Source organism: Marinobacter sp. AN1 (genome assembly GCF_026013985.1).
Classification (GTDB): domain Bacteria; phylum Pseudomonadota; class Gammaproteobacteria; order Pseudomonadales; family Oleiphilaceae; genus Marinobacter; species Marinobacter segnicrescens.
This window is the reverse complement of record NZ_CP110342.1, coordinates 2264158-2289615: the sequence shown is the minus strand read 5'-3', so window position 1 is coordinate 2289615 and position 25458 is coordinate 2264158. Positions and strand designations below refer to the sequence as shown.

Below are 25458 nucleotides of genomic sequence, written 5' to 3'. Positions count from 1 at the left end.
CGAGGTAACCCATGGCCCGTTTTGAGCAGCTTGGCACCGCCATTATTCCCGGCAAGGGGACACAGCTGCGTTTGCTGCAGCGAAATGATGAGTTTTCCATCAGGATTGCGGGTAGTCCGGGTGAGTTGATGAACAGTCGTCTGCATGGGTCGGAAGATGCACTGGCCACCCTGGCGTGTGAACGCCTGGTTGATAACCCTGCACCGAAGGTTCTCATCGGAGGGCTGGGGATGGGGTTTACCCTGGCCGCAGCGCTCGGCGCGTTGGGGTCGGAAGCTGAGGTTACCGTAGCTGAACTGGTGCCGGAAGTGGAAACCTGGAATCGCGGGCCTTTAGGCAGCGCGGCAGGGTACCCGCTGAACGATCCGAGGGCCCGGGTACACATCGGTGATGTGGTTGAGCTGATCCGGACGTCGCCGGGGGCCTGGGACGCCATCTTGCTGGATATCGACAACGGTCCGGAAGGCCTGACCCGGAAGGAGAACGACTGGCTCTATACCACCCCGGGCATTGCTGCCGCACAGGCAGCGCTGACCCCGGAGGGAATCCTGGCCTACTGGTCTGCCGGCCAGGACCCCGCTTTCACAGAGCGTCTCAAACGGGCCGGGCTATCCGTGGAGCCGGTTACTGTGCGTGCGCTCCGGCCCGGCAAGGGCGCCCGCCATGTGATCTGGCTGGCCTGGTGAGCTGACAACAAGACGGTATTAATCCTCTTCCGCATCCTGTTGCCGTTCGAGGCGCTCCCGTTCTTCCTCCGTGGCAGCAGCAATGACTTCCATGACTTCATTGACATCGGCAATACCCTCGTCGCGAACGAAGTGACCGGTCAGTTTGCTGTCGGGGTGTAGCCTGCCCGATTCGTACAGCGCCCAGATCTCACCAGCATAGTCAGTCTCCAGCAGATCCGGGGCAAAGCGGCCAAAGTAACGGCGCATGTTGTCCACGTCCCGCTGGAACATGCGTTCGGCATTGTTATTACCAGCAGCGTTCACGGCCTGGGGCAGGTCGATAATGACCGGGCCTTCTGGGTCAACCAGCACGTTGAATTCCGACAGGTCGCCATGAACCAGTCCTGCGCAGAGCATGCGGACAACATCAGCGATGACCTTGCCGTGATAGTCGCGGGCCTGCTCCGGGGTAAGGGTGACGTCATCAAGTCGGGGGGCAGCCTCGCCGTTGCTGTCGGCCACCAGTTCCATCAGCAGGACACCGTCCACAAAGCCGAAGGGTTCCGGCACCCGTACGCCGGCTGCAGCCAGGCGGTAAAGGGCGTCAACTTCGGCGTTCAGCCAGGCGTCTTCCTGTTCCTTCTGGCCATACTTCGTTTTCCGGCTCATGGCCCGGGCACGCCGGCTGTTACGTACCTTGCGACCTTCCTGGTACTCGACCGCCTGTTTGAAGCTGCGTTTCTGTGCCTCCTTGAAGACCTTGGCGCAGCGGAGCTGGTTGGCACAACGCACCACGTAGACCTGTGCCTCCTTGCCACTCATCAACTGGTAGAGAACCTCATCTACCAGACCGTCATCTACCAGTGGTTGTAATCGCTTTGGAACCTTCATAGAACCTTTTGGTGGTATTTGTGCTCGTTCTGGCCTGGTCCGGAGAGGCATGCTGGTTTCCGGGACCAGCAAGGACCCCCCGGGTGTTCCCAGGAATGGTTGTGGGGGCAGTATAGAGCGCTGAATAATAAAAAGGCAGTGATAGCGCACACGGCGGCACCGCGAAGCCCTTTGACCGCCTGTTGCAAAACGCAACAGCTGTGGTAATCTGATTCACGTGATCCAAAACGTCAGGAGGTTCCATGACGACTCCCGTCCGGCTAGAAGACACCCTGGTACGCCATGCTGCCGCCGAGGCCCAGGTTCAGCGGCGCTCCACGCCGAAACAGATTGAGTTCTGGGCCGAGATTGGCCGTGCGGTTGCCGGCGAGGTAAGCGCTGAAGACCTGATTGCCATCAGTCAGGGCATACGCAGAGTACGAGTGGAACCGGTATTGCCTGACCCGGTAACAGGTGACGATATCTGGGCGGAAGTTGAGGCTGACCGTGAGTCAGGCTCGTTGTCCCGCCACATTGCCAGTGGTCGTATTGTCTACCAGGCTTCCGAGCGACGCCCCGGTTACCTTGAAGCGATTTACCCGGATGGCCAGAGAATTACCGGGCAGTTCCGCAATGGCCGTTTCGAGCCACTGAGCGGACAGGACCATGCAGCCTGAACTGTGGCTGCTGGCTGGAGGTAATGGTGCTGGTAAATCAACGTTCTACGATCGCTTTTTAAAGCCAAAAAACATCCCTCTCATCAATGCGGATAATATCGCCCGCACCCTGTGGCCGGCTGAACCGGAGGCCCATAGCTACGAAGCTGCGTTGATCGCAGAGAAGGAACGGTTCCGGCTGGTTGAGGAAGGGCAGACCTTCTGCTTCGAGACGGTGTATTCGCATCCGTCCAAGCTGGACTTTATCGCCACCGCCAAGGCAGCGGGTTTCCGCATTCACATCTTCTATTTCTACCTCGGGGACACCGGGCTGCACAACGCCAGGGTCGCGTCACGGGTCCAGGCCGGCGGCCACAATGTCCCGGAGTCCAAGGTGAACAGCCGCGTACCAAGAACCTTTGCCAATATCCGCGATTCCGTTGGGTTGGCGGATGAACTTCATCTGGTGGATAACTCCAGTACCGCCAAACCCTACGTCAGAATCGCCTCCTGGAAGGACGGTACCTGGGAAATCTTTGTAAAGGAGGTGCCGGAGTGGGCAGCCCGGATCATGGGCTGAATTGTCCTTCCCGAAAGGGGCGAAGCCAAAACCTTGCCAGACGCCCCCTAAGCCCCTCCGGATACCTCAGCAGGGACAGCGGCCTGTAGACAAGATGGGGCAGTCACTGCTCTTGGACATCCTTGTAAGAGCGGGCTTTATCCAGCTCCGTACTCCCCCAAGGGCCAGTAACGACCGCTACTGGCCCGGAACCACGCCGCACGCAACACGGGCTCCACCACCCCCGAGGGGCTGGGGCTCATCAGCATAGTTATCGCCACCCTGATGGATCACCAGAGCGCGACCCCGGAAATCATCCATCCGTAATCTTGGAACGAGATAGGTCTGCTCCGACTTGCCTTCCTGGCCAACGTGAATGCGGGGCAGGTCACCAAGATGCCCTTCAGTACTGAAAGGGCCTTTATGGGAACCGGTGTTGTCGGGATCGTAGTGCCCGCCGGCGGCGCCGGCAGGCGTGGTCTCGCCGTCCTTGGTGGCAGGGCCGCAATCCGGGTTCTCGTGCAGGTGGAAGCCGTGGGGTCCGGGCCCCAGTCCGTTCAGCGCGGTCGTTATCAGTACGCCGTGCTCATTCTCCTCAAGGGTGACGGCTCCCAGGGCATCAGCACGTCCCTCTGTGGTGGCCTGGTAGATGTCGACATCAATGGAGTCATTGGCATAGGCAAGGGACGAAGAAATCAGGGTCGCCGAAACTAGAAGGGCCGGTACGGTGGATCTGGTCGGGTTCCTCATGTCTTTCTCCTTGGAAGGGCAAGGGATGTTCACAGGTTATGTCGTAACGCCATTTACGTTGGTACAAAAGACCTCAATCGACGTGTACTTCCCGTTACCAAGCCTAGTAAAGAAAACAGACTGAACGTAACCAGTGGCAGGAACCTAATAAAAATTAATATTCGGGCAACAAGGGTTTCCGAGGGTTTGCTGGGCACAGGGAAATGCCAGGTATTACCCCCGGAAAACTGCGACGTTCTCTCAGGCCGTCAATGCCTTTCCGGTACGGGAGGGATTATCCCTGGCAAGGACGTTACAGATAGACGCGCCAAGCTCCGCGACGTGTTGCAGGTTGACACCTGTCTCGAATCCTTCGCCTTCCAGGAGGTATAGCACATCTTCGGTGGCCACGTTGCCGGTGGCCCCGCTGGCATAGGGGCAGCCGCCCAGTCCGGCAACGGCAGAGTCGAATATGCGGATGCCACGCTCCAGCCCGGCGGTGATATTGGCGATGGCCTGGCCGTAGGTGTCATGGCAGTGCAGGGCGAGGATGTCGGTGCCGGTATCCGGAATGATGGCGTCCAGCAGGGCGTGAATTTCCCGCGGGCGGGCGACACCAATGGTGTCGCCCAGGGAGATCTCATCCACGCCAAGGTCCAGCAGTCGCTGGGTGACGTGGGCGACCTGTGAGGGCTGGATACGACCCTCGTAGGGGCAGCCCACCACACAGGAGACATAGCCCCGGACCCTCCGGCCGGCCGCCCTGGCGCCTTCTACCACGGGCCGGAACCGCTCAATGCTTTCCTCGATGGAGCAGTTGATATTCTTGCGGTTGAAGCTCTCGGAGGCCGCGGTAAACACGGCCATGACCTCGGCGGAAGTCTGCAACGCCGCCTCAAGCCCCTTCTGGTTAGGCACCAGCACCTCTGCGGTAACCTGGGCGGGTTTGCGGATAAGGGACATCACCTCGTCGGTGCCGGCCATCTGCGGCACCCATTTGGGCGAGACAAAGCTGCCGGCCTCAATGCGGCGGTGACCAGCGGCCACCAGGGCATTGAACCATTCCGCCCGCTGCCCGGGGGAGACCGGTGTTTTCTCGTTCTGGAGCCCGTCCCGCAGTCCCACTTCTACCAGGGTTACGGTATTGTCCGCCATGGTCAGTCCTCCGGCTTTTCCAGGGTAATGAGTACCTGGGCTGCTTCCACGTTACTGTCTGTTTGACAGTGAACCGCCTCGACAGTGCCATCAAAGCCGGCTTTCAGGGTGTGCTCCATTTTCATGGCCTCCATGGTCAGCAGCGCCTGGCCGGCCTTGACCGATTCGCCAGGCTTGCAGAGTATCGCGGTCACCCGCCCGTGCATGGGGGCCGTGAGCTCGGTTTCATCGGCCGCAGCTCCCTGGGCCACTTCCGGATGATTGACCCTGACCTTCCAGGTCGCAGCATCGGCAAATACCGCAAGCTCGTCACCCCTCGATGCGCCACCAAGACGGATCCGTCGGCCGGAAAGGCGTACCTCAAGGGCACCGTCATCCATCCGGCCCCAGCGGATGCGGGTCTCTTCATCGTCCATCAATACGGTAAGGCGTCCATAGACGTTTCCCACCCGCAGAACCTGGTAGTGGCCGTGGTGACGATCGCCATCCAGGTCCAGTTCAAAGGGCTGCCAATGGCTGTCCCCCGTGCGGAATCCACTCAGCCGCCCCCAGACATCCCGGCTATCCCGGTGGGAGAGGGCGCCCACCTCGCTGAGCCAGGCCACCAGGCTGAGACGCTTGCGTGCCCAGGGCGAAAACAGGGGTTTGGCAAGCGCTTCCTCATGGATCTCCACGAAACGGGTGGTTAGCCTCGCTGCGGCAAAGTCTTCATGCCGCAATACCCGGCTCACGTAATCCGTATTCAGTACCACGCCATCGGTGTGATAGCGATTAAGGGCTTCGATCAGGTTGATCCTGGCCTCGTCCCGGTCTTCGCCGAACGTGATCACCTTGGCAAGCATGGGGTCGTACCAGGGGGTGATTTCCAATCCCTGCCGGACACCGGAATCGACGCGAACGGTGTCGTTTGCTGCCGGCTCCTGAAGCGTATGCAGGCGCCCCGTCTGGGGAAGAAAGCCGTTGTCCGGATCTTCCGCGTAGACCCTGGCTTCCATGGCGTGCCCCTGACAGCGCAGGTCCTCCTGACGCCAGGGCAGACGCTCGCCGTTGGCAACGCGGATCTGCCATTCGACCAGGTCAAGCCCCGTGACCATCTCGGTGACCGGGTGTTCCACCTGCAGGCGGGTGTTCATTTCCATGAAGAAGAATTCGTGGCTTTCCGGTTCGTAAAGGAATTCCACTGTGCCTGCGCCAACGTAGTCGATGGCTTCACCACAGCGTACGGCGGCCTCACCCATCGCCTTGCGCACGTCATCCGGGATGCCGGGTGCCGGCGCCTCTTCGATGATTTTCTGGTGGCGGCGCTGAACCGAGCAGTCCCGGTCGAACAGGTAGACACCCTTGCCGTGTTGGTCGAACAGCACCTGGACCTCAACGTGGCGGGGCGTTTCCAGGTAGCGTTCAAGCAGCAGTTTGGGGTCACCGAATGAAGACTGTGCTTCCCTTTGGGCGGCCTCGATCTCCGATTGCAGTTCGGAGGCATGCCGGACCACACGCATACCCTTGCCGCCGCCACCGGCGCTGGCCTTGATCAGTAGCGGGTAGCCGATGCGTTCGGCTTCCCGCCGAAAGACATCCGGGTCCTGTGAATCACCGTGGTAACCGGGAACGAGGGGTACACCGGCACCCTCCATCAGGACCTTGGCCGCACTCTTGGAGCCCATGGCGGCAATGGCGCTGGCAGGGGGGCCGATAAAACGCAGGCTGGCCTTTTCACAGGCGGCGGCCAGCTCGGTGTTCTCGGAGAGGAAACCGTAACCCGGGTGAATGGCGTCGGCCCCACTGGTGCGGGCTGCCGTGATTATTTTTTCAATGTCCAGGTAGCTTTTTGCCGCTTCCGCCGGCCCGATGTTCAGGGCAGTATCTGCTTCGAGCGCAAAGGGGGCATTTGCGTCGGCGTCTGAGTACACGGCGACGGTGCTGAGGCCCATGGCTTCTGCGGTTTTGAAGATCCTCAGGGCAATTTCACCCCGGTTGGCGACCAGTATGGAAGTGATAGCGTTGCTCATGAGGTTACCGCCCAATCTGGAGTCCGTTTTTCAAAAAGGCTGCCAGGCCTTCCTGCCCTTCATCCCCGGTGCGCAACCGGGCAATCACTTCAGCGGTGTACTGGATAATCTCATCGGAAACGGCTCCGCCAGAGACAGCAGATACCAGTTCCTTGCCGGCGGCCATCGCTACCGGGCCATTTCGGAGCAGGGCCGTGATGAGTTCTTCGGCCTTGCTGGCAAGTTGATCCTCCGGGACGCACTCGTGGATTAGCCCCAACTCGTGGGCCCGCTCGCTCCGAATCACCTCAGCGGTCTGGAAATAGCGGCGGGCGTGCCGCTGACCCAGGGTACGGACCACATAGGGTCCGATGGCAGCAGGCGTGATGCCGAGCCTTGCTTCGCTGAGACAGAACTGGCTGTTCTCGGTCCCGATGGCAATATCAGCGGCGCAGATCAGGCCCAGGGCGCCACCATAGGCAGCTCCCTGCACCAGGCAGAGAGTGGGCCGGTCAAGCCGGTCCAGTGCCTGCATCAGTCCCGCCAGGCGTTGCGCGTCTTCCACGTTCTCCCGCTGGCTGAGTTCTGCGGTGCGTTTCATATAGTTGAGGTCGGCGCCGGCGGAGAAATGCTTGCCTTCCCCGGCAAGCACCACAACGCGGCAGTCAGGGTTGGTCCCGGCTGCCAGGATGGCGCTGGTAAGTTCCGTAATGATGCGGTCGTCAAAGGCGTTGCGCTTGTCCGGCCGGTTAAGGGTAATGCGGGTAACACCACGGCTGTCAGTGGTACTGATAACGGCAGATTGGTTCATGGCTGATCTCCTTACATCCGGAAGACACCGAAGCGTGTGTCTTCGGCCGGGGCGTTGAGGGAGGCGGTCAGGGCCAGGCCCAGCACATCGCGGGTGTCGGCAGGGTCAATCACCCCGTCGTCCCACAAGCGGGCCGAGGCAAAGTAGGGGTTAGACTGGTGTTCAAACTGATCGATGATCGGCTGCTTGAACGCCTGCTCTTCGTCATCACTCCAGCTCTTACCCTTGCGCTCCAGCCCTGCACGCTTTACGTCTGCCAGTACGCCAGCCGCTTGCTCACCGCCCATAACGGCAATACGGGCGTTGGGCCACATCCACAGGAAGCGGGGGTTGTAGGCCCGGCCACACATACCGTAGTTACCGGCACCAAAACTGCCACCAATGATTACGGTGAATTTTGGGACCCGGGCGCAGGCGACCGCGGTAACCATCTTGGCGCCATTCTTGGCGATGCCGCCGTGCTCAGCCTGTTTACCGACCATAAAGCCGGTAATGTTCTGCAGGAATATCAGGGGGATACCCCTTTGACTGCAGAGTTCTATGAAGTGCGCTCCCTTGAGGGCGGACTCCGAAAAGAGGATGCCATTGTTCGCCACGATACCCACCGGATGGCCATACAGGTGGGCAAAGCCACATACCAGGGTGGTGCCATAACCGGCCTTGAATTCGTCGAATTCCGAGCCATCTACCAGGCGCGCGATGACCTCGCGAACATCGTAGGGTGTGCGAAGGTCAGCAGGCACCACTCCATGGAGTTCGCCGGGGTCGTAGAGTGGGTCTTCGGCCGGCTTCGTGGTCAGCTGGTTCTGCTTTTTGTGGTTGAGGTTGGCGATACAGCGACGGGCGCGTTCCAGGGCCTCTTCCTCGGTATGGGCCAGGTGGTCCGCTACCCCTGAAATATTGCAATGTACGTCAGCACCACCCAGTTCTTCGGCGGATACGTTCTCACCAGTAGCGGCTTTCACCAGCGGCGGTCCGGCAAGGAAGATCGAGCTTTGCCCCTTCACCATGATGCTTTCATCAGCCATCGCCGGCACATAGGCACCGCCGGCCGTGCACAGCCCCAGCACCACCGCAATCTGGGGGATGCCCTTGGCGGACATGTTGGCCTGGCGATAGAAAATGTGGCCGAAATGCTCGGCATCCGGAAAGACCTCGTCTTGCTGTGGCAGGTTTGCGCCGCCGGAATCAACAAGGTAGATACAGGGCAGGTGGTTCTCCTCGGCGACGGTGAGGGCGCGGATATGTTTTTTTACCGTCAGGGGGTAATAGGTACCGCCCTTTACCGTGGAATCGTTGGCGACGATCAGGCACTCCACACCCTGAACCAGGCCGATACCGGCAATAATACCGGCAGCGGGAACGTCGTCATCATAGACGCCGTCCGCAGCAAGCGGGGCGATTTCGAGGAAAGGCGAACCCGGATCGAGCAGGCGGTTGACCCGCTCGCGGGGTAACAGTTTGTTGCGGCTTCGGTGGCGTTCCTGGACTTCCTTGCCGCCACCCTGGGCCACCCGTTCCAGGCGCCGGGCCAGGTCGTCGACCAGTGCCTCCATGGCTTCCTTTCTTTGCCGGAATTCATCCGATTGGGCATTGATGGTGCTGTGGATAATGGCCATGGCAACCTCAGTTGGATTCCTTGAACAGTTCGCGGCCGATCAGCATACGGCGGACTTCCTGGGTGCCGGCGCCAATCTCGTAGAGTTTCGCGTCTCTCAACAGGCGACCGGTAGGGTAGTCGTTGATGTAGCCGTTGCCGCCAAGAATCTGGATGGCTTCGAGGGCCATTTTGGTGGCACGCTCGGAGGTATACAGGATGGCGCCGGCGGCGTCCTTGCGAGTCGTTTCGCCCCGGTCACAGGCCTGCGCCACGGCATACAGGTAGGCGCGGCTGGCTGCCAGTTCGGTGTACATGTCTGCCAGCTTGCCCTGGATGAGCTGGAACTCGCCGATGGGCTGATCAAACTGTTTGCGCTCATGGACGTAGGGCACGACCACATCAAGGCAGGCCTGCATGATGCCGGTGGGGCCGCCGGAAAGCACCACGCGTTCGTAGTCCAGGCCGGACATCAGAACTTTCACCCCTGCGTTTTCGTTGCCGAGGATGTTCTCCTCCGGCACTTCCACGTCTTCAAAGATCAGTTCGCAGGTGTTGGATCCGCGCATACCCAGCTTGTCCAGCTTGGGGCCGCGGGAGAAGCCTTTCCAGTCGCGCTCCACCAGGAAGGCCGTAATACCCCTGGGGCCGCCCTGGGGGTCGGTCTTGGCATAGATGACGTAGGTGTCGGCATCCGGGCCGTTGGTGATCCACATCTTGCTGCCGTTGAGGATGTAACGGTCGCCTTTTTTGTCTGCTCTCAGTTTCATGCTGACAACGTCGGAACCGGCGTTGGGTTCACTCATGGCCAGCGCACCAATATGTTCGCCACTGACCAGTTTGGGCAGGTATTTCTGCTTCTGGGCTTCGGTTCCGTTGCGGTGGATCTGGTTAACGCAGAGATTGGAGTGGGCCCCGTAGCTGAGACCGATACTGGCGCTGGCCCGGCTGATTTCTTCCATCGCGATAACATGGGCCAGGTAACCCATGTCACTGCCGCCGTACTCTTCGCTGACAGTCATACCCAGCAGGCCCATGTTACCCAGCTTGGGCCAGAGGTCGTTGGGAAACTGGTTGTCCTTGTCGGTCTTGTCGGCGACCGGGGCGATTTCGTTCTGTGCGAAGCGCTGTACCTGGTCACGAAGCGTGTCCAGGGTCTCGCCGTGGTTGAAGTTGAGGGTGGTGTATTGGCTCATTGTTATTGTGCCTCTGGTCAGTCGGGAGTTAGTGGATTATTCAGGTTTCACCAAGTGCCTCCCGGCACTTGGTTTCGGCCTCGTCCAGCTCTTCCTGCATCAGGCGGATATCGTGGAGCTGGGCCTCTAGCTGTTCACGTCGTTTCTGAATTTTGCTCAACAACGCATTGATTTGATGTCGGTTATCAGAGTCCGGGTCGTACATCTCGATGAGTTCCCGGGATTCTGAAAGGCTGAATCCCAGGCGCTTCCCCCGGAGGATGAGCTTGAGTTTGACCCGGTCAGCGTCGTTGTAGAGCCGGGTCTGGCCGTCTCGGGTGGGGCTGAGCATGCCGGATTCTTCGTAATAGCGGATGGTCCGGGTGGTAATGTCGAATTCCCGCGCCAGGTCGCTGATGGTGTATTGCCTTGGTGAAGCCATAGTCTTGTTCTTATGCAGTTTACGTTAACGTAAACCAACTCCGGTTCCTGCGCAAGAGGTACATCACTGGAGTGAAGGGGTTATTTGAGGACGTCGATGAGGCGTTCCTGCAGCGATCGCCAGTGGCGTAATTGTTCGGCGTCGCCAGAACGCTTGCTTCGGTTGCCGCGTATGCGCCAAAGGCCTTCGCCGTTGAAGCTGTATACCGGCTCCAGGTCGTCACGTTCCGAAGCCGGACGAATCTGGTTAACAAGGTTATCAAGGATAAGCGGATCGGCGTCGGGGGTGGGGTACCAGGCGACGACCATGTGGGCCTGGTTGAGTTCCAGGGCTTTGACGTAGACGATACGAAGCTGGTCGTCCGGCACTCCGAGGGAGCGCAGGGTGAGGTATTTGGCGATGGAGAAGTCTTCGCAGTCGGCACCGTTGGTTGCCAGCATTTCCACCGGGGTGGCCCAGTAGTCCTCCTGGTCCCAATGTTGCAGGTCGCTGACAAAGGGGGTTCGGTTGAAGAAGGAGTTGACCAGCTGTATCTGGCGCCGGATCGGGGCTGGTTCAGCCAGGCTGTGCAGGCGTTCCCAGTTTTCCAGCCTGGCCCTGGCTTCCAGGCCATACTCTTCCTGGATGTATTGCAGCAGGCCTGAGCCCAGCTCGAAAGCAGTGGCAATAGCGGCAAACACGATGACCAGGAGCAGGGAACTGCTTCTGGCCGCCTGCCGCGTGTATGCCATGGAGTTACCTCAACGTTATTGGTCCTTCAGCCGTTGACGAAGCTCCTCGAGCCGCTGGCGGATCTGTTGGCGACGTTCGTCGGTGGCCTGGGGTGTTGCCATGGCCCGCCGGGACTGGCCGCTAGCCGTGTTCGCGCCGCCAGCATCGGCCTGGTCATTGGGCTGGCCCCGGTTATCAATGGCCGCCAGCTCCATACCCCGGGAGTCGTCCGTCTCGGGAAAGTACAGGTTCTCCAGCTTGCCGCTGCGCTCAATGATGATCCGATTTGCATGCACGGAACGAAGCCTTGCATTCCCCGGGAGCTCATCACCAATGATATAGACCTCAGTGCGGCCTCTGTCATCCTCGACGAGGGCGCTGCCAGGCTGCTCTTCGGTGCCGGCCAGCACTCCCCGCAGGAAGAGCCGCAGGTTGGTCTCCGGCAGGTTTTCCGTGTCCTGCCCGGAAGCGAGGGCCTCGGGGTCGGCGCGTCCGAACAGATCGATACTATCGAGCGCCACCTGAGGTTGCTGCCGCTGCTGGGGGCTGGGCCGCACAGGCTGGGTAGTGGTTGCCTGGTCGTGCAGTGTTTGTTCCTGTTCCCAGAACCGGTAGCCCTGCCAGGCCAGGCTGGCCACCATGGCAACGGCGAACAACAATGCAGTGATCATGGGAAGTCTGGCAGTTAGAGCAGACATGGCTATCCTTTTTTCAACATGCTTGGCCGTATCGCAAGGGCTTGAGAACCCTGACCAGTCTGGCGCCAGACGCTGCCCGGACACTGGTCGTGCGATGTTTCTTCCTTAAAACCTCCGGCATGGTGCCGTTTGCCCGTCATGCATTCCCGGTAGGGCAGAGGCTTCCGGTGACAACTTTCGAGGTCCTGAACGCTCATCACAATGTAACATCCTGTTGCCGATTATAGTGTATTGAGTTATTCAGAGGGCGCCAAAACCTGTGGTAGCCTTCACACCTACAGGGAATAATAAGCGGAACGGTTGTCAGGGAGACAGATAAAAAGCCTCTGACGTCAGTTCTGAACAAGACACGGGGACAGCCTTGACTACTGAAACGCACATCCAGCCGCAGGATGCTCCGCTGGGACGCCTTCCTTTCACGTTCGCCAAGCGCAACGGGGTGATTCTGACCCGCAACGTGTCGGGTGAACCTGTGATACTGGTCCGTCCCGGTGCACCACACAGCGCCCTGGCTGAAGCCAACCGTATCAGCGGAGGCCGCGCCACGTTCGAACCTATCGAACCTGGCGACTTTGATGAAGCACTGAACAATGCGTACCAGAACGATTCTGCCGAAGCCATGCAGATGGTGGAGGGCATTGGTGACGATATGGACCTGGCGTCACTGGCAGAGTCGGTTCCAGAGACAGAGGACCTGCTTGAACAGGAAGACGATGCACCCATTATTCGCCTGATTAACGCCATTCTCACCGAAGCCGTGAAAACCGGAGCTTCGGACGTGCATATTGAAACCTATGAAAAGCGTCTGGTGGTTCGCTTCCGGGTGGATGGTGTCTTGCGGGAGGTCGTTCAACCGAAACGCGCCCTTGCGCCGCTGCTGGTCTCGCGGATCAAGGTTATGGCGAAGCTGGATATCGCCGAGAAGCGCGTTCCCCAGGATGGTCGTATTGCACTGCGGGTGGCGGGCCGTGAGGTAGACATCCGGGTATCCACCATGCCCTCGGCCAGTGGCGAGCGCGTGGTACTCCGTCTGCTGGACAAGCAGGCTGGTAATATCCGGCTGGAATCCCTGGGCATGAAAGGGCGTGACCTGGACCTGCTGCGAAAGATGGTCAAGCGGCCGTATGGCATTCTACTGGTCACTGGACCGACTGGTTCCGGTAAGTCCACGACCCTCTATGCCGGCCTGCAGGAAATCAACGATCGCAGTCGCAACATCCTGACCGTTGAAGACCCCATCGAATACAACCTGCCGGGTATCGGGCAGACCCAGGTAAACACCAAGGTGGACATGACATTCGCCCGGGGACTCAGGGCCATCCTGCGCCAGGATCCGGATGTGGTCATGATCGGTGAGATCCGGGACCTGGAAACGGCCGAGATTGCCATACAGGCGAGTCTCACAGGTCACCTGGTGCTTTCCACACTGCATACCAATACAGCGGTGGGAGCCATTACCCGGTTGATGGACATGGGTATTGAGCCTTTCCTGATTTCCTCCAGCCTGGTCGGGCTGGTCGCCCAGCGACTGGTCCGTGTGCTTTGCCAGGAATGCCGCGAACCCTATGAGCCTTCGGCTGAACAGTGCGAGTTTATCCAGGCAGATCCTTCCAGGCCGCCCACCATCTATAAGGCAAGGGGTTGTGAGCACTGCAATAACCTTGGTTACCGCGGGCGTATCGGTATCTATGAAGTGGTTGAGATTACCGACGCCATGAGCTCAATGATCCATAAACGCGCTGGTGAGCTTGATCTCGAAAAAGTGGCGAGGGAGGCCGGGCCGAGTATCCATGCCGATGGCGTGAACAAGATCCTCGACGGCGTTACCACGGTGGAAGAGGTCCTCCGTGTGACCCACCGGAGCCGCTGATGCCTGCTTTCGACTACAAGGCGCTTGACCGGCGCGGCAAGCAGACCAGTGGGGTTATCGAAGCTGACAGCGCCAGGGCCGTTCGCCAGCAACTTCGCGACAAGGGAATGGCCCCCCTGGCGGTGGAGCCGGCTACCGAGAGGCAGAGCAAGGGTGCGTCTTTCAGTCGGCGGGGCAGCCTGAGTACTTCCGACCTGGCCCTCGTTACCCGCCAACTATCCACCTTGATCCAGTCGGGCATCCCGATTGAGCAGGCCTTGTCGGCAGCCGCCCAGCAGTCCGAAAAACCTGCCATGAAGAGCATGCTGATCGCCATCCGGGCCAAGGTCATGGAGGGCTATACCCTGGCCGACAGCCTGGGTGAATACCCCAGGGCATTCCCCCGCCTTTACCGGTCCACGGTTGCAGCAGGCGAACACGCGGGCCACCTTGACCTGGTACTCAACCGGCTGGCTGACTATACCGAGGCGCGCCAGGAGGCACGGCAGAAAATCCAGCTGGCTGCCATCTATCCGATTATCCTGACTGTCGTTGCCATTGCCATTGTGGTCTTCCTGCTGACGTATGTCGTGCCGGACATTATCGAGGTCTTTGTCAAACAGGGGCAGGAATTACCCGCACTGACCCGGGCCATGCTGTCGGCCTCCGACTTTCTCTCCAGTTATGGCATCTGGCTCTTGCTGGTGCTGGTCCTCGGGGGCATCGCCTTCAGCTTTTCATTGCGAGCAGAGGGTAACCGTCGTCGTTTCCACAAGGCGCTGCTGGACATCCCGCTTCTCAAGGGCATGGTTCGCGGCGTTAATACCGCCCGCTATGCCAGCACACTCAGTATCCTCACAACCAGCGGTGTGCCGTTGGTGGAAGCTATGCGCATTGCCGGTGAGGTATTGGGTAACGACCATCTTCGGGCAAGGCTGCGGGATGCGGCCCAGACCGTCTCGGAAGGTGGCAGCCTTAACAAGGCCCTTGAGCAGACCGGTTATTTCCCGCCCATGATGCTGCATATGATTGCCTCCGGTGAGGCCAGTGGTGAGCTGGACAGCATGCTGGAGCGCACTGCCCGAATGCAGGAAAACACCCTGCAGTCGAAGATCGCCGCCATGGTCGGCCTGTTCGAACCCATGATGCTGCTGGTCATGGGCGTCGTGGTGCTTATTATCGTACTGGCTATCATGTTGCCGATCCTGAATATGAGTAACCTGGTGGGGTGAACCAAAAAACCGTTCACCTGCCAGAACCAGACAAGCAAGACGATCCGTCCAGACCTGGAAGTTCACTGCAAAGCAATCTGAAACCACAAATGGAAGAGAGTACAACGATGAAACAACGCAACCAGCGAGGGTTTACCCTCATCGAAATCATGGTGGTCATGGTCATTCTTGGCCTGCTGGTGGCGGTGGTCGCCCCCAATATCATGGGCCGCAGTGACCAGGCCAAGGTCACCATCGCAAAGACCCAGATGAACAATATTGCCAATGCCCTGGACATGTATCGGCTGGATAATAGCCATTACCCCAGCACCCAGCAGGGCCTGGAGGCACTGGTCAGCCGCCCCTCCGGCTCTCCTGAGCCCAGGAACTGGAACCCGGAAGGCTATCTGAAGAGTGTTCCGGAAGACCCGTGGGGAAATCGTTACGAGTATCAGAGTCCGGGTGCAGAGGGTGCCTACGACCTTTATTCGTTCGGATCCGACGGCCAGCAAGGTGGTGACGGTGACGAAGCTGATATCAGCATCCACGACCTCAACTGACCCTGTGGCGATGCCCGCACCCCGGTGGCTCCGTCAGGCCGGCTTCACCATGATCGAAATCCTGGTTGTGCTGGTACTGCTGGGGCTGCTGGCTTCACTGGCCATCGTCAATCTTGGGGGTGGCGAGCAGCGGGAACTGAACAGTAAGGTTCGTGAACTGTATGTCCTCATGCAGACCGCCGCGGAGCAGGCCATCCTCAATAATGAGGAACTGGGCCTGGTGGTTGACGAACAGGGTTATCGTTTCCTGGTATATGACGAACTGGAACAGACGTGGCGCAGTGAGAGTGAACGACTGTTCCAGGGCCGCAACTTTCCGGAGTGGATGAGCGTCACCCTGTTCAGCGAAGATGATATCCCGCGCCTCGCCCGGGGAAATGACGAAGAAGACGAAGAGGGCAGCCTGCGCCCCGATATTGTGTTTTATTCAAGTGGTGAAACCACGCCGTTTGAGCTGGAGTTCCTGGCAACTACCTCTCCGGATTACCGCTTTCGCCTGGAAGCCGACGGACTGGATGACATCAAGATGCACACTCCATCGGACACGGACGATTTCTGATGCGACAACACGGGTTTACACTTATCGAAGTGCTTGTGGCCCTGATGGTCTTTGGCCTGATCGCAACAGCAGCGTCCCAGGTGGGTAGCCAGTACCTGGGCAGCTTCGAGCGGGTGAGGGATCTGACCATGGCGTCCTGGATTGCCGGCAACCGGATGAACGAGGTTCGGCTTCAGGAGGAATTTCCTTCCATTTCCGAGAGCAGTAAAGAGCTTGAATATGCCGGTCGTCGCTGGCGGGTGGTGACTGAGATTTCCGGTACGGACGAAGAAAGCATGCGTCGGATTGATGTCCGCGTCGAGGCCTATGGTGGTTCAGGCGAGCCTGCGCAGTTACAGAGCCTGTCCGGTTTTCTCCGTGATCCGGAGCAGAGCCTGTGAGCGTTGCGTTGGCTTCCTGTGGCCGCGGTCGCCCTTGGAGTGTCAGCGCTCGCCAGTCCGGGTTTACCCTGATGGAAGTGCTCATCGCTGTCTCCATCACTGCGGTCATTGGCCTGGGTATCTGGCAGGTGCTATCCAGTGTGGTGACCGCCCGGGACCGGGTGGATGAAGTATCGGCGGAATTCGAAAACCTTCAGAAGACGTTTCTTCTGCTGGAGCGGGATTTGCGCCAGGTGACCAGCCGGCCTGTCCGGAATATCTATGGCGACTATGAACCCGCGCTGACCTCGGCAGGAGAAGCCTTTCTGTTGCAGGTAACGCGGCAGGGCTGGCGTAACCCGCTGGGTAAACAGCGCAGCGAATTGCAGCGAAGTGCCTGGGAGTTTACCGGCGATGAAGTCCGGCGCCGGTACTGGGTGATGCTGGACCAGGCTCAGGAAGAAGAAAGCCACGACCAGCTCATGCTCGATGGGGTGACCGCTTTTTCCATGCGCTTCCTCGATGAAGAACGCACCTGGCAGGAAGACTGGCCACCGCCCAACCAGGGAATCCCCAGTGGGCCTGGCGCCCCGGTCATTCCCTTGCCGCTGGCCGTGGAAGTGACCTTGGAGCATGAGCGTTACGGAGAGTTGACACGCCTCTTTCTGATGCCTGATTTCAACGTGACGGCCGTACAGACATCGATCTCCCAGGGGAACCAGGGGGAGGACGAAGCTGAGGAAGGGGAAGACGACGATACTGGCGAAACCGGCGAAACCAGTAGTCAGGCCAGTGACCAGGATCAGGCACCTCAGACCCAGGGGGACGGCACATGACTTTTCGCCCTGCCAGCGGGGGGTGCGGAGTATCCGGCTTCGACCGTTACCAGCGAGGTATGGCGTTGATCATGGTGCTGCTATCCATGGCCCTGGTAGTCATGATGGCTGCCGGCATGGTCAAACAACAGGGGGTGCGGGTTTTTCGGGCAGGGCACTTCCTGGCCCAGACCCAGGGCTACAACGTGGCGCTGGGAGCAGAGGACTTTGCAAAACAGGTTCTGTTCCAGGACCTGAAAACCGATCGTGAGAACAACGAGCTGGTGGATAGCCCGGACGAAGTCTGGTGGCGCTACGCGGCAGTTCTGCCACTGGATGATGGTGGTGTTGCAGAGATTCAGGTGGATGACCTGTCCGGCCGCATTAATCTCAATGACCTGGTGAACCCCGCTGGCGCTATCGACCAGGCAACCAGGGACCGATTGATGCGGTTGCTGATGGTACTCGGGATTACCGATGTTCACGTCGATGCCCTGGTGGACTGGGTAGACCCCGATGAAGAGCCGGTGTCCGCCTATGGTGCCGAAGATGGTCAGTATCTTATGAAAGACCCTCCATACCGGGCAGGCAACCAACCCTTTGCCAGCGTGACCGAATTGCGACTGATCGAGGGTATGACCGAGGAAGCCTACCAATTGCTGCGTCCACACGTTGCGGCGCTTCCGGTTTCTGGAACCGGTATCAATGTTAACATGGCTTCAATACCGGTGATTCGCTCGCTCCACCAGCAGATCACCGATGCCCAGGCCAATACCGTCGTTGAGCGCCGGAAAGAGGAGCGCTTTCTGACCACTGGCGATTTTACGGCGTTGCCCGAGTTCGCAGGACTTGGACTGCGGCCCCAGGGGCTGAAGGTACGGTCAGAGTTTTTCGAAGTGGTTTCCCGTATTACCTGGGATAACCGGGTAACCAACCTGGTGAGCACGGTGTACCGTGACAGCGAAGGCGATTTATCGGTGGTTCGCCGCGACACCGGGCAGAAGCACAGAATAACCAAGGAGCCCTTCGGGGTGTCCGGGGAATAGACCAAGGACGCAGACTATGTCATACCACCTTTACGCAAGGCCGGTAAGCACCAGCGCAGACCCGGCAGATGGCCAGTTTCGCATGGACTGGGTGCTGCTTGACGCCAGCGGTGAACTGCAGGCCAGTGGCCAGGGTGAGACCAGGGACAATATCGAAGATGCACTCAGCCGGAATTCCCTTGAAGGCGTGCGTCTGATTGGCCTCATTCCCGGCGATGAGGCCCTGTTCTGCTTTGCTGATATTCCGGCAAAGCAAGTCCGTTTTATCCGTCAGGCCTTACCGTTTGCTGTCGAGGAACAATTGGCCCAGGACGTCGAAACGGTCCACCTCGCCCTTGGCGGAGCAACTGAGGATGGCTACCGTGTTGCCGCCATTGATCATAAGCGGATGGCCCTTTGGCGGGAGACCTTCCTGGAGTGGGAAGCTGCAGACCTCGAGGCCATCTATCCCGACGCAGCCCTGGTTCCGTTAAGGGGCCATGATTGGGCCATATGCCTGGGCGATGACATGGCGTTGCTGGCCTCTCGCCGCGGCGAATGGATGACCATGAGGACAGAGAACCTGTCGGTTTTTGCCCAGACCCTGGCCATGCCTACGGAAGATGAAGTGGCTGCCGAGGTTCAGGTGGTGGTTTACGGTACCGAAGCCGCCATGGCTGCCAACGAGCAGGCATTATCTGCGCTGGTTGATACCCCGAGGCTGAGCGTGCACCGGGAGCCGATGGAGGGCTCCATTGTTGAGCTGCTCGCGAGCGCGCATTACTACCATGCGGCAGAACCCATCAATCTTTGCCAGGGTAGTTATGCTCCAAGCCAGCGTGAGGGTGGTGCGCTCAGGGCGTGGCGGCCCGCCATTGCCATCGCAGCCGCCTGGTTCCTGCTGGTCATCGGGGCCCAGCTGGGCATGGGGTACTATCATCAACAGCAGGCCAGGGCCCTGGAGGAGCAGGCCATGGCAATCTATCACCAGGCATTCCCGAACGATCGCCGCGCCACCCCGCAGAACGTTCGCCGAGTCCTGGAAGGTCAACTCAGGACTGCAGGTCAGCAGGGTGGTGACGCAGGTTTCCTGCCCTTGATGAAGCATACCGGGCAGCAGTACAGCCAGTTGCCCGGGAATCAGTCGGTTCTGTTCAACTCGGTAAACTACACCCGTTCCCGGGGTGAGTTGGTTGTGGATATACGTGCGGACAGCTATGAACGGCTTAACGCGCTGCGTTCAGGCATCAACGATCAGGGGCTCGATGCCAGTATCGGTTCCGTGGTCAACGATTCTGACGGTACCCGTGCCCGTCTGACGGTATCAGGAGGTTGACCGTGTTTAGCAAACTCAAGGAAAACCCGTCCATCACCCGCCTGGTAGCTCGCTACGATCACCTGCCACGAAGGGATCAGCAGGCTCTGAAGCTGATGGTTGTGGCGCTGCTTCTGGCGCTGGTCTACTTTGCAGTCTGGCGTCCGGTGTCCAGCTACCATGAACAGTCTGTGACCGGCCGCGAGAATGCCAGCGAGTTGCTGGCCTGGATGCAGCAGAACCGTGAGGCGATCCGCCAACTGGGCGGTGGCAGCGCGGCGGCCACCGCGTCAGCCAACAAGCCTGAGAACGGAAGACAATTGATGGCGACGGTTACCTCCACCGCGAGGGAGGCCGGGCTCGACCTGCAACGCTTTGAACCCAGTGGTGACAATGCCATGCGGGTGTGGCTTGAGGACGTACCGTTTGGCCAGGTGGCGCAATGGCTGGAAGGCCTGAGCACCAACCACGGTATCCTGATTGACCAGGCGGCCATGGACCGGCGTGACACCCCGGGTGTGGTATCAGTACGTCTGACGCTGGCAATCTGAGGCTTTATAAGGGAAAGTAAAGGAAAGTGCGCCGCTATTGGCGGCATAACGCTAACAGAAGGGGAGCCTTTCGATGGCAGAAGGCATTGCAACGGCAGACAACGAAAACAAGATCGCCCGGGAACCTTCCATCGTCCGTCTGGATGACACCGCCTTTAACGAGGCCAAGTCGATTCTCTATCAGGCGTACCGGCACGAACCCACCTTCCAGTACCTGTTCGATCATCGTAAGCCCGGGTATGATAAGCGGGTTCGTGCAACCATCCGTGAATTGCTCAACCTCTACTTCGAACTCAACCAGGACGCAATCGGTGTCATGGCGGATGACACGCTGGTGGCGGTGGCGTTCATCGGTGATCCGGAACTGCGCCTGAACCTGGCCGAGCAACTCAGTTGGCGTCTGCGAATGGTGCTAACAGCCGGCTTTGCCTCGACCCGACGCTACCTTGACTATCATGAGAAAATCCGCAGCATGCTGCCGGGTGAGGGAACTCACCAGTTGCCACTGATGGGTGTTCACCCAAAATACCAGAACCGCGGCTTTGGTCGTCGATTGCTGGCGGCGGTAGAGTCGCTGTGTTCAGAAAACCCCCGAGCGAACGGACTGGTACTTGATACCGGTAACAGTCGCTACCTGCCGTTCTATGAGTCCGAAGGCTTCCGGAGCCTGGGCACTATCCGTCTGGGGGACTATGAGGATTTTGTACTGTTCAGGGATGCGGACGTTTCATCGACCAGGGCCGGTTCCCAGGCGTCCTGAACCCCTGACCGGGGCAAAGGGTGGGCAAGCGGTCTGTTTTTACTCAAGTTGAACAGGAGTCCACGTGTCAGAATCCCGGGATTATGATCTTATCGTTATTGGCGCCGGTTCCGGCGGCGTTCGCCTTGCCCGCATGTCCGCCCAGCGGGGCGCACGGGTGGCCGTGGTGGAGTCTCGCTACCTGGGAGGTACCTGCGTCAATGTGGGTTGCGTTCCCAAGAAGTTGTTCGTGTACGGTGCCCATGTCGGGGAGGACCTGGAGGACGCTGCCGGTTATGGCTGGCAGGTTCCCCGCTCGGATGTCCGTTTCGACTGGCCAACCCTCGTCGCCAACAAGAATGCCGAGATCGAACGCCTTAATGGCATTTACGGTCAGCTGCTCGATGGTGCAGGCGTAACCGTTATCCAGGGTACCGCCTCTATACGTGATCCCAATACCGTCGTAGTGGGTGAACGGGAATTGACCACCGATCGCATTACCGTTGCGACGGGCAGCTGGCCTTCCACGCCCGATGTCCCGGGCCGTGACCTGATCCTGTCATCCAACGAAATGTTCTACCTGCCACAGCTCCCCCGGGAGGCCGTCATCTGGGGCGGGGGTTACATCGCAGTGGAGTTTGCCGGCATTCTCGCCGGTCTCGGCGTGGACACGACCCTGATCTACCGCGGGGAGCTGTTCCTCCGTGGCTTTGACGATGATGTTCGTCGCTTCCTGGTTACTGAACTGGAAAAGAAGGGCATCCGCCTGCGTTTCAATACCAATATCACCTCGGTGGAAGAGTCCGGCAACGGTTTTGCCGTTTCCCTGTCCGATGGCAGCATCATGGAGACTGGCCTGGTGATGGCAGCTACCGGGCGTCGGGCACTGACCGATGGGCTGGGCCTGGAAGCTTTGGGAGTAGAGTTCACCACTTCGGGCCACGTCCAGGTGGACGAGTTTTTCCAGACGGCAGTCCCGTCTATTACCGCCCTCGGCGACGTCATTGGTACCCCGCAACTGACCCCCGTCGCGCTGGCCCAGGCCATGGTGTTATCCCGCCGGCTGTTTGGCGATGGCGAAGGGGAGATGGACTACCGAAACATCCCGACCGCAGTGTTCTGTCAGCCAAATATCGGGACGGTAGGCCTGACTGAGGCAGAGGCGAAGGAGGCAGGGCATAGGGTCGTTATCTATCGCTCCGAGTTCCGCCCCATGAAGCATACGCTCAGTGGACGGGACGAACGCAGTATGATGAAGCTGGTGGTGGATGCAGAGGACGACCGGGTATTGGGCGCTCACATGGTCGGGCCAGATGCCGGGGAGATTATCCAGGGTATCGGGGTTGCGCTCAAATGCGGCGCCACCAAGGCAGATTTCGACAGTACCATCGGCATTCACCCCACCTCGGCCGAAGAATTCGTCACCATGCGCACGCCGGTGGCCTGACCGCTGTCTTTGCCTTTCTGAATGATCTCGGGTGCCCTACAAGGGCACCCAGCGACTCAGTACATTCCTGAGCTGGTGCTTGCGTACCGGCTTTGCCAGGTAATCATTCATTCCCGCCTCAAGACAGGTTCTTTCGGTCCCTGGGAGTACATCCGCAGTCAGGGCGATGATAGGCGTTTCGCGGTGCACCTCCCTGTGCTCCCAGTCGCGAATGGCCTGGGCGGCTGTGAAACCATCCATCACCGGCATGTGACAATCCATCAGGATTACGGTGAACGGGGTATTGCTGCCCGTAACGGAGCGAATGGCTTCGCGTCCGTTGGCTACCACTTCGGTCTCGAATCCGAGCCGATCGAGAAGGTTGCGGGCCACGCGCTGGTTGACCGGGTTATCCTCCACGATGAGCGCCCGGGGCGGCTGCTTTCGTTCTTGGGGTGACAGGTCCTGTTGGTTATCCGGACGCGGCAAGTCCGACGCCCCCGCCGGTGCAAGGTTAGAGTCGGTCAACTCGAAAGGCACCTCGAAACGGAAGCTCGAACCCTGGTCCGCATCACTGGAAAGATCAATGTGACCGCCCATCAGTTCCACCAGTTTCTGGACCAGTGTGAGTCCGATGCCGGTGCCTTCTGAACCGCGAGACAGCGACGAGTCGAGTCGCTCAAAACTGTTGAACACCTGCTCCAGCTGTTCTGGCGGAATACCGTGACCATTATCCCGGACCTCGCAGGTGATGAATACGCAATCCCCGGCCTCCTGGTGCCAGTCCAGTGTCACCTTGACGGTGCCATGGTCCGAGAACTTGATAGCATTATCCAGCAGACTGGCCAGGACCTGGCGGTATCTGACCGCATCCCCCGCGACTTCTGGCTGATCCGGCCAGTTTCCGGTGAACTGCAGTTCCAGGGCCAGGCCCCTGGCTTCGCTGGCATGCCGGAAACTGGCCATGCAGTTCTCCGCGAGTACCACAGGATTGAAAGGCCGGTTTTCAAGCAAAAGGGTGCCCTGGTCAAGGCGGGAGACATCCAGAATATCGTTGATCAGCGTCAGCAGGTCTTCAGTAGAGCGCCGGGCTGTGTCCAGGTAATCTCCCTGACGATCAGTGAGAGGCTCTTCGGATACCAGGTCAACCATGGCAAGCATGCCATTGAGGGGCGTGCGCAGCTCATGACTCATCACCGCAAGGAATTCTGTCTTGGCGTGGTTGGCCTGTTCGGCCTTCTCGCGTGCACTTTCAGACAGGGCCAGCGTCTGGTCCCGGGATTCCTGGAGCTGACGGAGGTTACGGGCAAGCTGGTTGAGGTTGTCCTCAAGCTGGGCGATTTCCGCTACCCGGGTACCAACCGGGTCAGCTTCCCGGTAATCCCTCCGGGTCATTGCCAGTACCCGCTCGGCAAGCGTCTGCATGGGATCCAGAAGTGTGGCGGTCAGTCGGTTAACCAGCATCAGGGCAAACACCAACAGGGAAACACCCACAACACCAGACGTCAGCAGGATATCGGTACGGCGCTCAGTCAGCCGTTGCTCACTGACGGCGACCTCGACCGTTCCGACCTTCAGGGCGCCACCGGAGATCCGGTAGTCCGGTTCGAACCAGTCGTCGGTTTCTCCGCCCAGGGCAACGGGCAGCTGCAGGATGTCTGAAGTGAACCGGTGAATGTTCTGGTCCTGCACCTTCTCACCCGGCCACTGGCTGATACCGCCACTGCCGGCGAACGCCACCTGGTTTCCGACCACATCGGTAACCCTTATCCAGGCCAGGTCGGTTTGATTGCTGGCTTGCTGGAGAATGTCATCAAGCACCTTTCGGTTACCGGATACCACCGCATATTCCATGGCCGGGGCCAGGTTGTCCGCCAGCGTCTGGGTTGAGTCAAACAGATCCTGTCGGGCATCGGACAGGCGGGCATTGGTAAAAAACAGCATCAGGCCCACGAACATAAGTACGGCAGGGAGTGCGCCAAGCAGCAGCAGCTGATTTGCCAGGCTCCGTTTGGGGTTGCTATGCCTCATGGCCTTGCCTCCCCGTCAGACTGGTGGAGCAGGCGCCTGACCTCAGCCCTGATTTCATCCCGGTCCGGGAGCGGGAGATTCAGTGAGCGGGCGACCTGATGGTTAATTTCGATGCTGAAGGTCTCCGGGTAAGTCGGCTCAGGGAGCACACCGGTACGTTGCCATTCTCGAATAAAACGCGCTGCCTCTGCGGCGTAGTCAGGCAGGGGCACATAGGAGGAAGCCAGCACCCCGGCCTTCACAAAAGCATGGCTGGGACCGATGACAAGCCGGTTACGCCGGTAGGTCGTCAGCAGGATGTGCTTGATCGTGCGGGGGTTGTAGATCACATTGTCCGGCGTTGCCAGCAGGAAATCACCGTAACTTAACGCGCGCGAAAGGGTCGGAATCAGGGCCTCGTCTCCGGTTACCACAAAAACCCGGGCCTCAATGCCATAGTCGGCAAGCTCTTCGGTCAGCGATTCGTAGTCCCCGATCTGTTCAGGGCGGGCCAGCAGGGCCATTCGGCTGGCCTGGGGCAGGATGACCCGGCCAATCAGGGCCTGTCGTAGCAGCGGTGGATCATAGTAGACCGTGGACATTCGGCCCCCGGCGTTCTCAGCCGCCCCTGCGATCGTCTCCGGGCTGACCAGCAGGGCGAGGATCTGGCGCTGGGTCCCGGTTTCAAGTACCCGGGCCAACGCCTCCTGGCCCAGGGTGATGACCGGTCCGGCTGGGCCATCGAAGGTGCGCAGGGAAGCGAAGGCCCGAACCTCAGTGTCAGGCCCCAGCTCTGCTTCCAGGAGTTCGGTGAATCGGAGGTTAAACGTTGGGTTGGCGGATCCCTGAAGATAGACCACATCGGCGCTGAGCGGTTGGGCAAGCGCCGCCATGGCAACCAGGATGACAAGTGAAGCAAGCAGGCGCAGGCGAGGGGCCCGCACGTGATTGGTTATGTTCATTCTGGCTTTAGGGGAAAA

26 protein-coding genes are annotated in these 25458 nt (G+C 59.5%); 14 read left to right on the top strand and 12 right to left on the bottom strand.

Annotation, left to right across the window (positions count from 1 at the left end):
- The first annotated feature begins 11 nt into the window (after window positions 1–11).
- Window positions 12–686 (top strand): spermidine synthase, encoded by a 675-nt coding sequence (locus LJ360_RS10570; protein ID WP_091853708.1) that lies wholly within the window; start codon window positions 12–14, stop codon window positions 684–686.
- Window positions 687–704: 18 nt separating this feature from the next.
- Here LJ360_RS10570 and LJ360_RS10565 read toward each other — a convergent pair whose 3' ends face one another.
- Complete coding sequence (locus tag LJ360_RS10565; protein ID WP_091853705.1) at window positions 705–1559, bottom strand: PA4780 family RIO1-like protein kinase; 855 nt, start codon at window positions 1557–1559, stop codon at window positions 705–707.
- 242 nt (window positions 1560–1801) lie between these two features.
- Here LJ360_RS10565 and LJ360_RS10560 point away from each other — a divergent pair, with 242 nt between their 5' ends.
- Window positions 1802–2215 carry a ParD-like family protein gene (locus LJ360_RS10560; RefSeq protein WP_264993945.1) on the top strand — a complete coding sequence of 138 codons (414 nt, stop codon included), beginning with the start codon at window positions 1802–1804 and terminating at the stop codon, window positions 2213–2215.
- On the top strand, window positions 2205–2774 hold the full coding sequence (locus LJ360_RS10555) for an AAA family ATPase (protein ID WP_264993944.1): 570 nt from the start codon (window positions 2205–2207) through the stop codon (window positions 2772–2774). Before LJ360_RS10560 ends, LJ360_RS10555 begins: the two co-directional genes overlap by 11 nt.
- A gap of 177 nt (window positions 2775–2951) precedes the next feature.
- Here LJ360_RS10555 and sodC read toward each other — a convergent pair whose 3' ends face one another.
- From sodC to LJ360_RS10510, 9 genes are all read right to left on the bottom strand, one after another.
- Complete coding sequence (sodC, locus tag LJ360_RS10550) at window positions 2952–3503, bottom strand: superoxide dismutase [Cu-Zn] SodC (RefSeq protein ID WP_264993943.1); 552 nt, start codon at window positions 3501–3503, stop codon at window positions 2952–2954.
- Window positions 3504–3743: 240 nt separating this feature from the next.
- Complete coding sequence (locus LJ360_RS10545) at window positions 3744–4637, bottom strand: hydroxymethylglutaryl-CoA lyase (protein WP_264993942.1); 894 nt, start codon at window positions 4635–4637, stop codon at window positions 3744–3746.
- A 2-nt stretch (window positions 4638–4639) separates the two neighbouring features.
- Window positions 4640–6646 carry an acetyl/propionyl/methylcrotonyl-CoA carboxylase subunit alpha gene (locus LJ360_RS10540; protein ID WP_264993941.1) on the bottom strand — a complete coding sequence of 669 codons (2007 nt, stop codon included), beginning with the start codon at window positions 6644–6646 and terminating at the stop codon, window positions 4640–4642.
- 4 nt (window positions 6647–6650) lie between these two features.
- Window positions 6651–7436: an enoyl-CoA hydratase-related protein gene (locus tag LJ360_RS10535; protein WP_264993940.1), complete on the bottom strand. Its 786-nt coding sequence runs from the start codon at window positions 7434–7436 to the stop codon at window positions 6651–6653.
- A gap of 11 nt (window positions 7437–7447) precedes the next feature.
- Window positions 7448–9055 (bottom strand): carboxyl transferase domain-containing protein, encoded by a 1608-nt coding sequence (locus LJ360_RS10530; protein ID WP_264993939.1) that lies wholly within the window; start codon window positions 9053–9055, stop codon window positions 7448–7450.
- Window positions 9056–9062: 7 nt separating this feature from the next.
- Entirely contained in the window at window positions 9063–10229 is a 1167-nt protein-coding gene (locus LJ360_RS10525) for an isovaleryl-CoA dehydrogenase (protein ID WP_091853691.1), read from the bottom strand.
- A 40-nt stretch (window positions 10230–10269) separates the two neighbouring features.
- Window positions 10270–10650 (bottom strand): MerR family transcriptional regulator, encoded by a 381-nt coding sequence (locus LJ360_RS10520; RefSeq protein ID WP_091853689.1) that lies wholly within the window; start codon window positions 10648–10650, stop codon window positions 10270–10272.
- A gap of 80 nt (window positions 10651–10730) precedes the next feature.
- A complete protein-coding gene (locus LJ360_RS10515; protein ID WP_091853687.1) occupies window positions 10731–11381 on the bottom strand; it encodes a transglutaminase-like cysteine peptidase in 651 nt (216 codons plus the stop codon).
- 15 nt (window positions 11382–11396) lie between these two features.
- A complete protein-coding gene (locus tag LJ360_RS10510; protein WP_264993938.1) occupies window positions 11397–12059 on the bottom strand; it encodes a type II secretion system protein N in 663 nt (220 codons plus the stop codon).
- Window positions 12060–12420: 361 nt separating this feature from the next.
- On the opposite strand from LJ360_RS10510, the gene gspE reads away from it, so the two are divergent.
- The 11 genes from gspE (at window position 12421) to gorA (ending at window position 22489) form a co-directional block, all read left to right on the top strand.
- Window positions 12421–13929 (top strand): type II secretion system ATPase GspE, encoded by a 1509-nt coding sequence (gspE, locus tag LJ360_RS10505; protein ID WP_091853683.1) that lies wholly within the window; start codon window positions 12421–12423, stop codon window positions 13927–13929.
- Entirely contained in the window at window positions 13929–15140 is a 1212-nt protein-coding gene (gene gspF, locus LJ360_RS10500; protein WP_264993937.1) for a type II secretion system inner membrane protein GspF, read from the top strand. Before gspE ends, gspF begins: the two co-directional genes overlap by 1 nt.
- A gap of 107 nt (window positions 15141–15247) precedes the next feature.
- Complete coding sequence (gspG, locus tag LJ360_RS10495; protein WP_281247030.1) at window positions 15248–15679, top strand: type II secretion system major pseudopilin GspG; 432 nt, start codon at window positions 15248–15250, stop codon at window positions 15677–15679.
- Window positions 15642–16238 (top strand): type II secretion system minor pseudopilin GspH, encoded by a 597-nt coding sequence (gspH, locus tag LJ360_RS10490; protein ID WP_264993936.1) that lies wholly within the window; start codon window positions 15642–15644, stop codon window positions 16236–16238. Before gspG ends, gspH begins: the two co-directional genes overlap by 38 nt.
- Window positions 16238–16618 (top strand): type II secretion system minor pseudopilin GspI, encoded by a 381-nt coding sequence (gene gspI / locus LJ360_RS10485; protein ID WP_245742657.1) that lies wholly within the window; start codon window positions 16238–16240, stop codon window positions 16616–16618. The genes gspH and gspI overlap by 1 nt, the downstream gene beginning before the upstream one ends.
- A complete protein-coding gene (gspJ, locus tag LJ360_RS10480; RefSeq protein ID WP_264993935.1) occupies window positions 16615–17433 on the top strand; it encodes a type II secretion system minor pseudopilin GspJ in 819 nt (272 codons plus the stop codon). Before gspI ends, gspJ begins: the two co-directional genes overlap by 4 nt.
- Window positions 17430–18458, top strand: a complete 1029-nt coding sequence (gspK, locus tag LJ360_RS10475) for a type II secretion system minor pseudopilin GspK (RefSeq protein WP_177186070.1) — start codon at window positions 17430–17432, stop codon at window positions 18456–18458. The genes gspJ and gspK overlap by 4 nt, the downstream gene beginning before the upstream one ends.
- Before the next feature lie 16 nt (window positions 18459–18474).
- Entirely contained in the window at window positions 18475–19773 is a 1299-nt protein-coding gene (gene gspL / locus LJ360_RS10470) for a type II secretion system protein GspL (protein ID WP_264993934.1), read from the top strand.
- A 2-nt stretch (window positions 19774–19775) separates the two neighbouring features.
- Window positions 19776–20303 carry a type II secretion system protein M gene (locus tag LJ360_RS10465; RefSeq protein ID WP_264993933.1) on the top strand — a complete coding sequence of 176 codons (528 nt, stop codon included), beginning with the start codon at window positions 19776–19778 and terminating at the stop codon, window positions 20301–20303.
- Window positions 20304–20376: 73 nt separating this feature from the next.
- Entirely contained in the window at window positions 20377–21063 is a 687-nt protein-coding gene (locus LJ360_RS10460; protein WP_091853666.1) for a GNAT family N-acetyltransferase, read from the top strand.
- 64 nt (window positions 21064–21127) lie between these two features.
- Window positions 21128–22489, top strand: coding sequence for a glutathione-disulfide reductase (gorA, locus tag LJ360_RS10455; protein ID WP_264993932.1), 1362 nt, complete (start codon window positions 21128–21130; stop codon window positions 22487–22489).
- Window positions 22490–22525: 36 nt separating this feature from the next.
- On the opposite strand, the gene LJ360_RS10450 is transcribed toward gorA, so the two are convergent.
- Window positions 22526–24499, bottom strand: a complete 1974-nt coding sequence (locus LJ360_RS10450) for an ATP-binding protein (protein WP_264993931.1) — start codon at window positions 24497–24499, stop codon at window positions 22526–22528.
- The gene (locus LJ360_RS10445) at window positions 24496–25440 is read right to left on the bottom strand and encodes an ABC transporter substrate-binding protein (RefSeq protein WP_264993930.1); all 945 of its coding nucleotides are present in this window, start codon (window positions 25438–25440) and stop codon (window positions 24496–24498) included. The genes LJ360_RS10450 and LJ360_RS10445 overlap by 4 nt, the downstream gene beginning before the upstream one ends.
- Between the last annotated feature and the right edge of the window lie 18 nt (window positions 25441–25458).

Coding starts and splice junctions, on each gene's coding strand:
- LJ360_RS10570 (WP_091853708.1), top strand. CDS start 12: ATGGCCCGTTTTGAGCAGCTTGGCACCGCCATTATTCCCGGCAAGGGG.
- LJ360_RS10565 (WP_091853705.1), bottom strand. CDS start 1,559: ATGAAGGTTCCAAAGCGATTACAACCACTGGTAGATGACGGTCTGGTA.
- LJ360_RS10560 (WP_264993945.1), top strand. CDS start 1,802: ATGACGACTCCCGTCCGGCTAGAAGACACCCTGGTACGCCATGCTGCC.
- LJ360_RS10555 (WP_264993944.1), top strand. CDS start 2,205: ATGCAGCCTGAACTGTGGCTGCTGGCTGGAGGTAATGGTGCTGGTAAA.
- sodC (WP_264993943.1), bottom strand. CDS start 3,503: ATGAGGAACCCGACCAGATCCACCGTACCGGCCCTTCTAGTTTCGGCG.
- LJ360_RS10545 (WP_264993942.1), bottom strand. CDS start 4,637: ATGGCGGACAATACCGTAACCCTGGTAGAAGTGGGACTGCGGGACGGG.
- LJ360_RS10540 (WP_264993941.1), bottom strand. CDS start 6,646: ATGAGCAACGCTATCACTTCCATACTGGTCGCCAACCGGGGTGAAATT.
- LJ360_RS10535 (WP_264993940.1), bottom strand. CDS start 7,436: ATGAACCAATCTGCCGTTATCAGTACCACTGACAGCCGTGGTGTTACC.
- LJ360_RS10530 (WP_264993939.1), bottom strand. CDS start 9,055: ATGGCCATTATCCACAGCACCATCAATGCCCAATCGGATGAATTCCGG.
- LJ360_RS10525 (WP_091853691.1), bottom strand. CDS start 10,229: ATGAGCCAATACACCACCCTCAACTTCAACCACGGCGAGACCCTGGAC.
- LJ360_RS10520 (WP_091853689.1), bottom strand. CDS start 10,650: ATGGCTTCACCAAGGCAATACACCATCAGCGACCTGGCGCGGGAATTC.
- LJ360_RS10515 (WP_091853687.1), bottom strand. CDS start 11,381: ATGGCATACACGCGGCAGGCGGCCAGAAGCAGTTCCCTGCTCCTGGTC.
- LJ360_RS10510 (WP_264993938.1), bottom strand. CDS start 12,059: ATGTCTGCTCTAACTGCCAGACTTCCCATGATCACTGCATTGTTGTTC.
- gspF (WP_264993937.1), top strand. CDS start 13,929: ATGCCTGCTTTCGACTACAAGGCGCTTGACCGGCGCGGCAAGCAGACC.
- gspG (WP_281247030.1), top strand. CDS start 15,248: ATGAAACAACGCAACCAGCGAGGGTTTACCCTCATCGAAATCATGGTG.
- gspI (WP_245742657.1), top strand. CDS start 16,238: ATGCGACAACACGGGTTTACACTTATCGAAGTGCTTGTGGCCCTGATG.
- gspK (WP_177186070.1), top strand. CDS start 17,430: ATGACTTTTCGCCCTGCCAGCGGGGGGTGCGGAGTATCCGGCTTCGAC.
- gspL (WP_264993934.1), top strand. CDS start 18,475: ATGTCATACCACCTTTACGCAAGGCCGGTAAGCACCAGCGCAGACCCG.
- LJ360_RS10460 (WP_091853666.1), top strand. CDS start 20,377: ATGGCAGAAGGCATTGCAACGGCAGACAACGAAAACAAGATCGCCCGG.
- LJ360_RS10450 (WP_264993931.1), bottom strand. CDS start 24,499: ATGAGGCATAGCAACCCCAAACGGAGCCTGGCAAATCAGCTGCTGCTG.
- LJ360_RS10445 (WP_264993930.1), bottom strand. CDS start 25,440: ATGAACATAACCAATCACGTGCGGGCCCCTCGCCTGCGCCTGCTTGCT.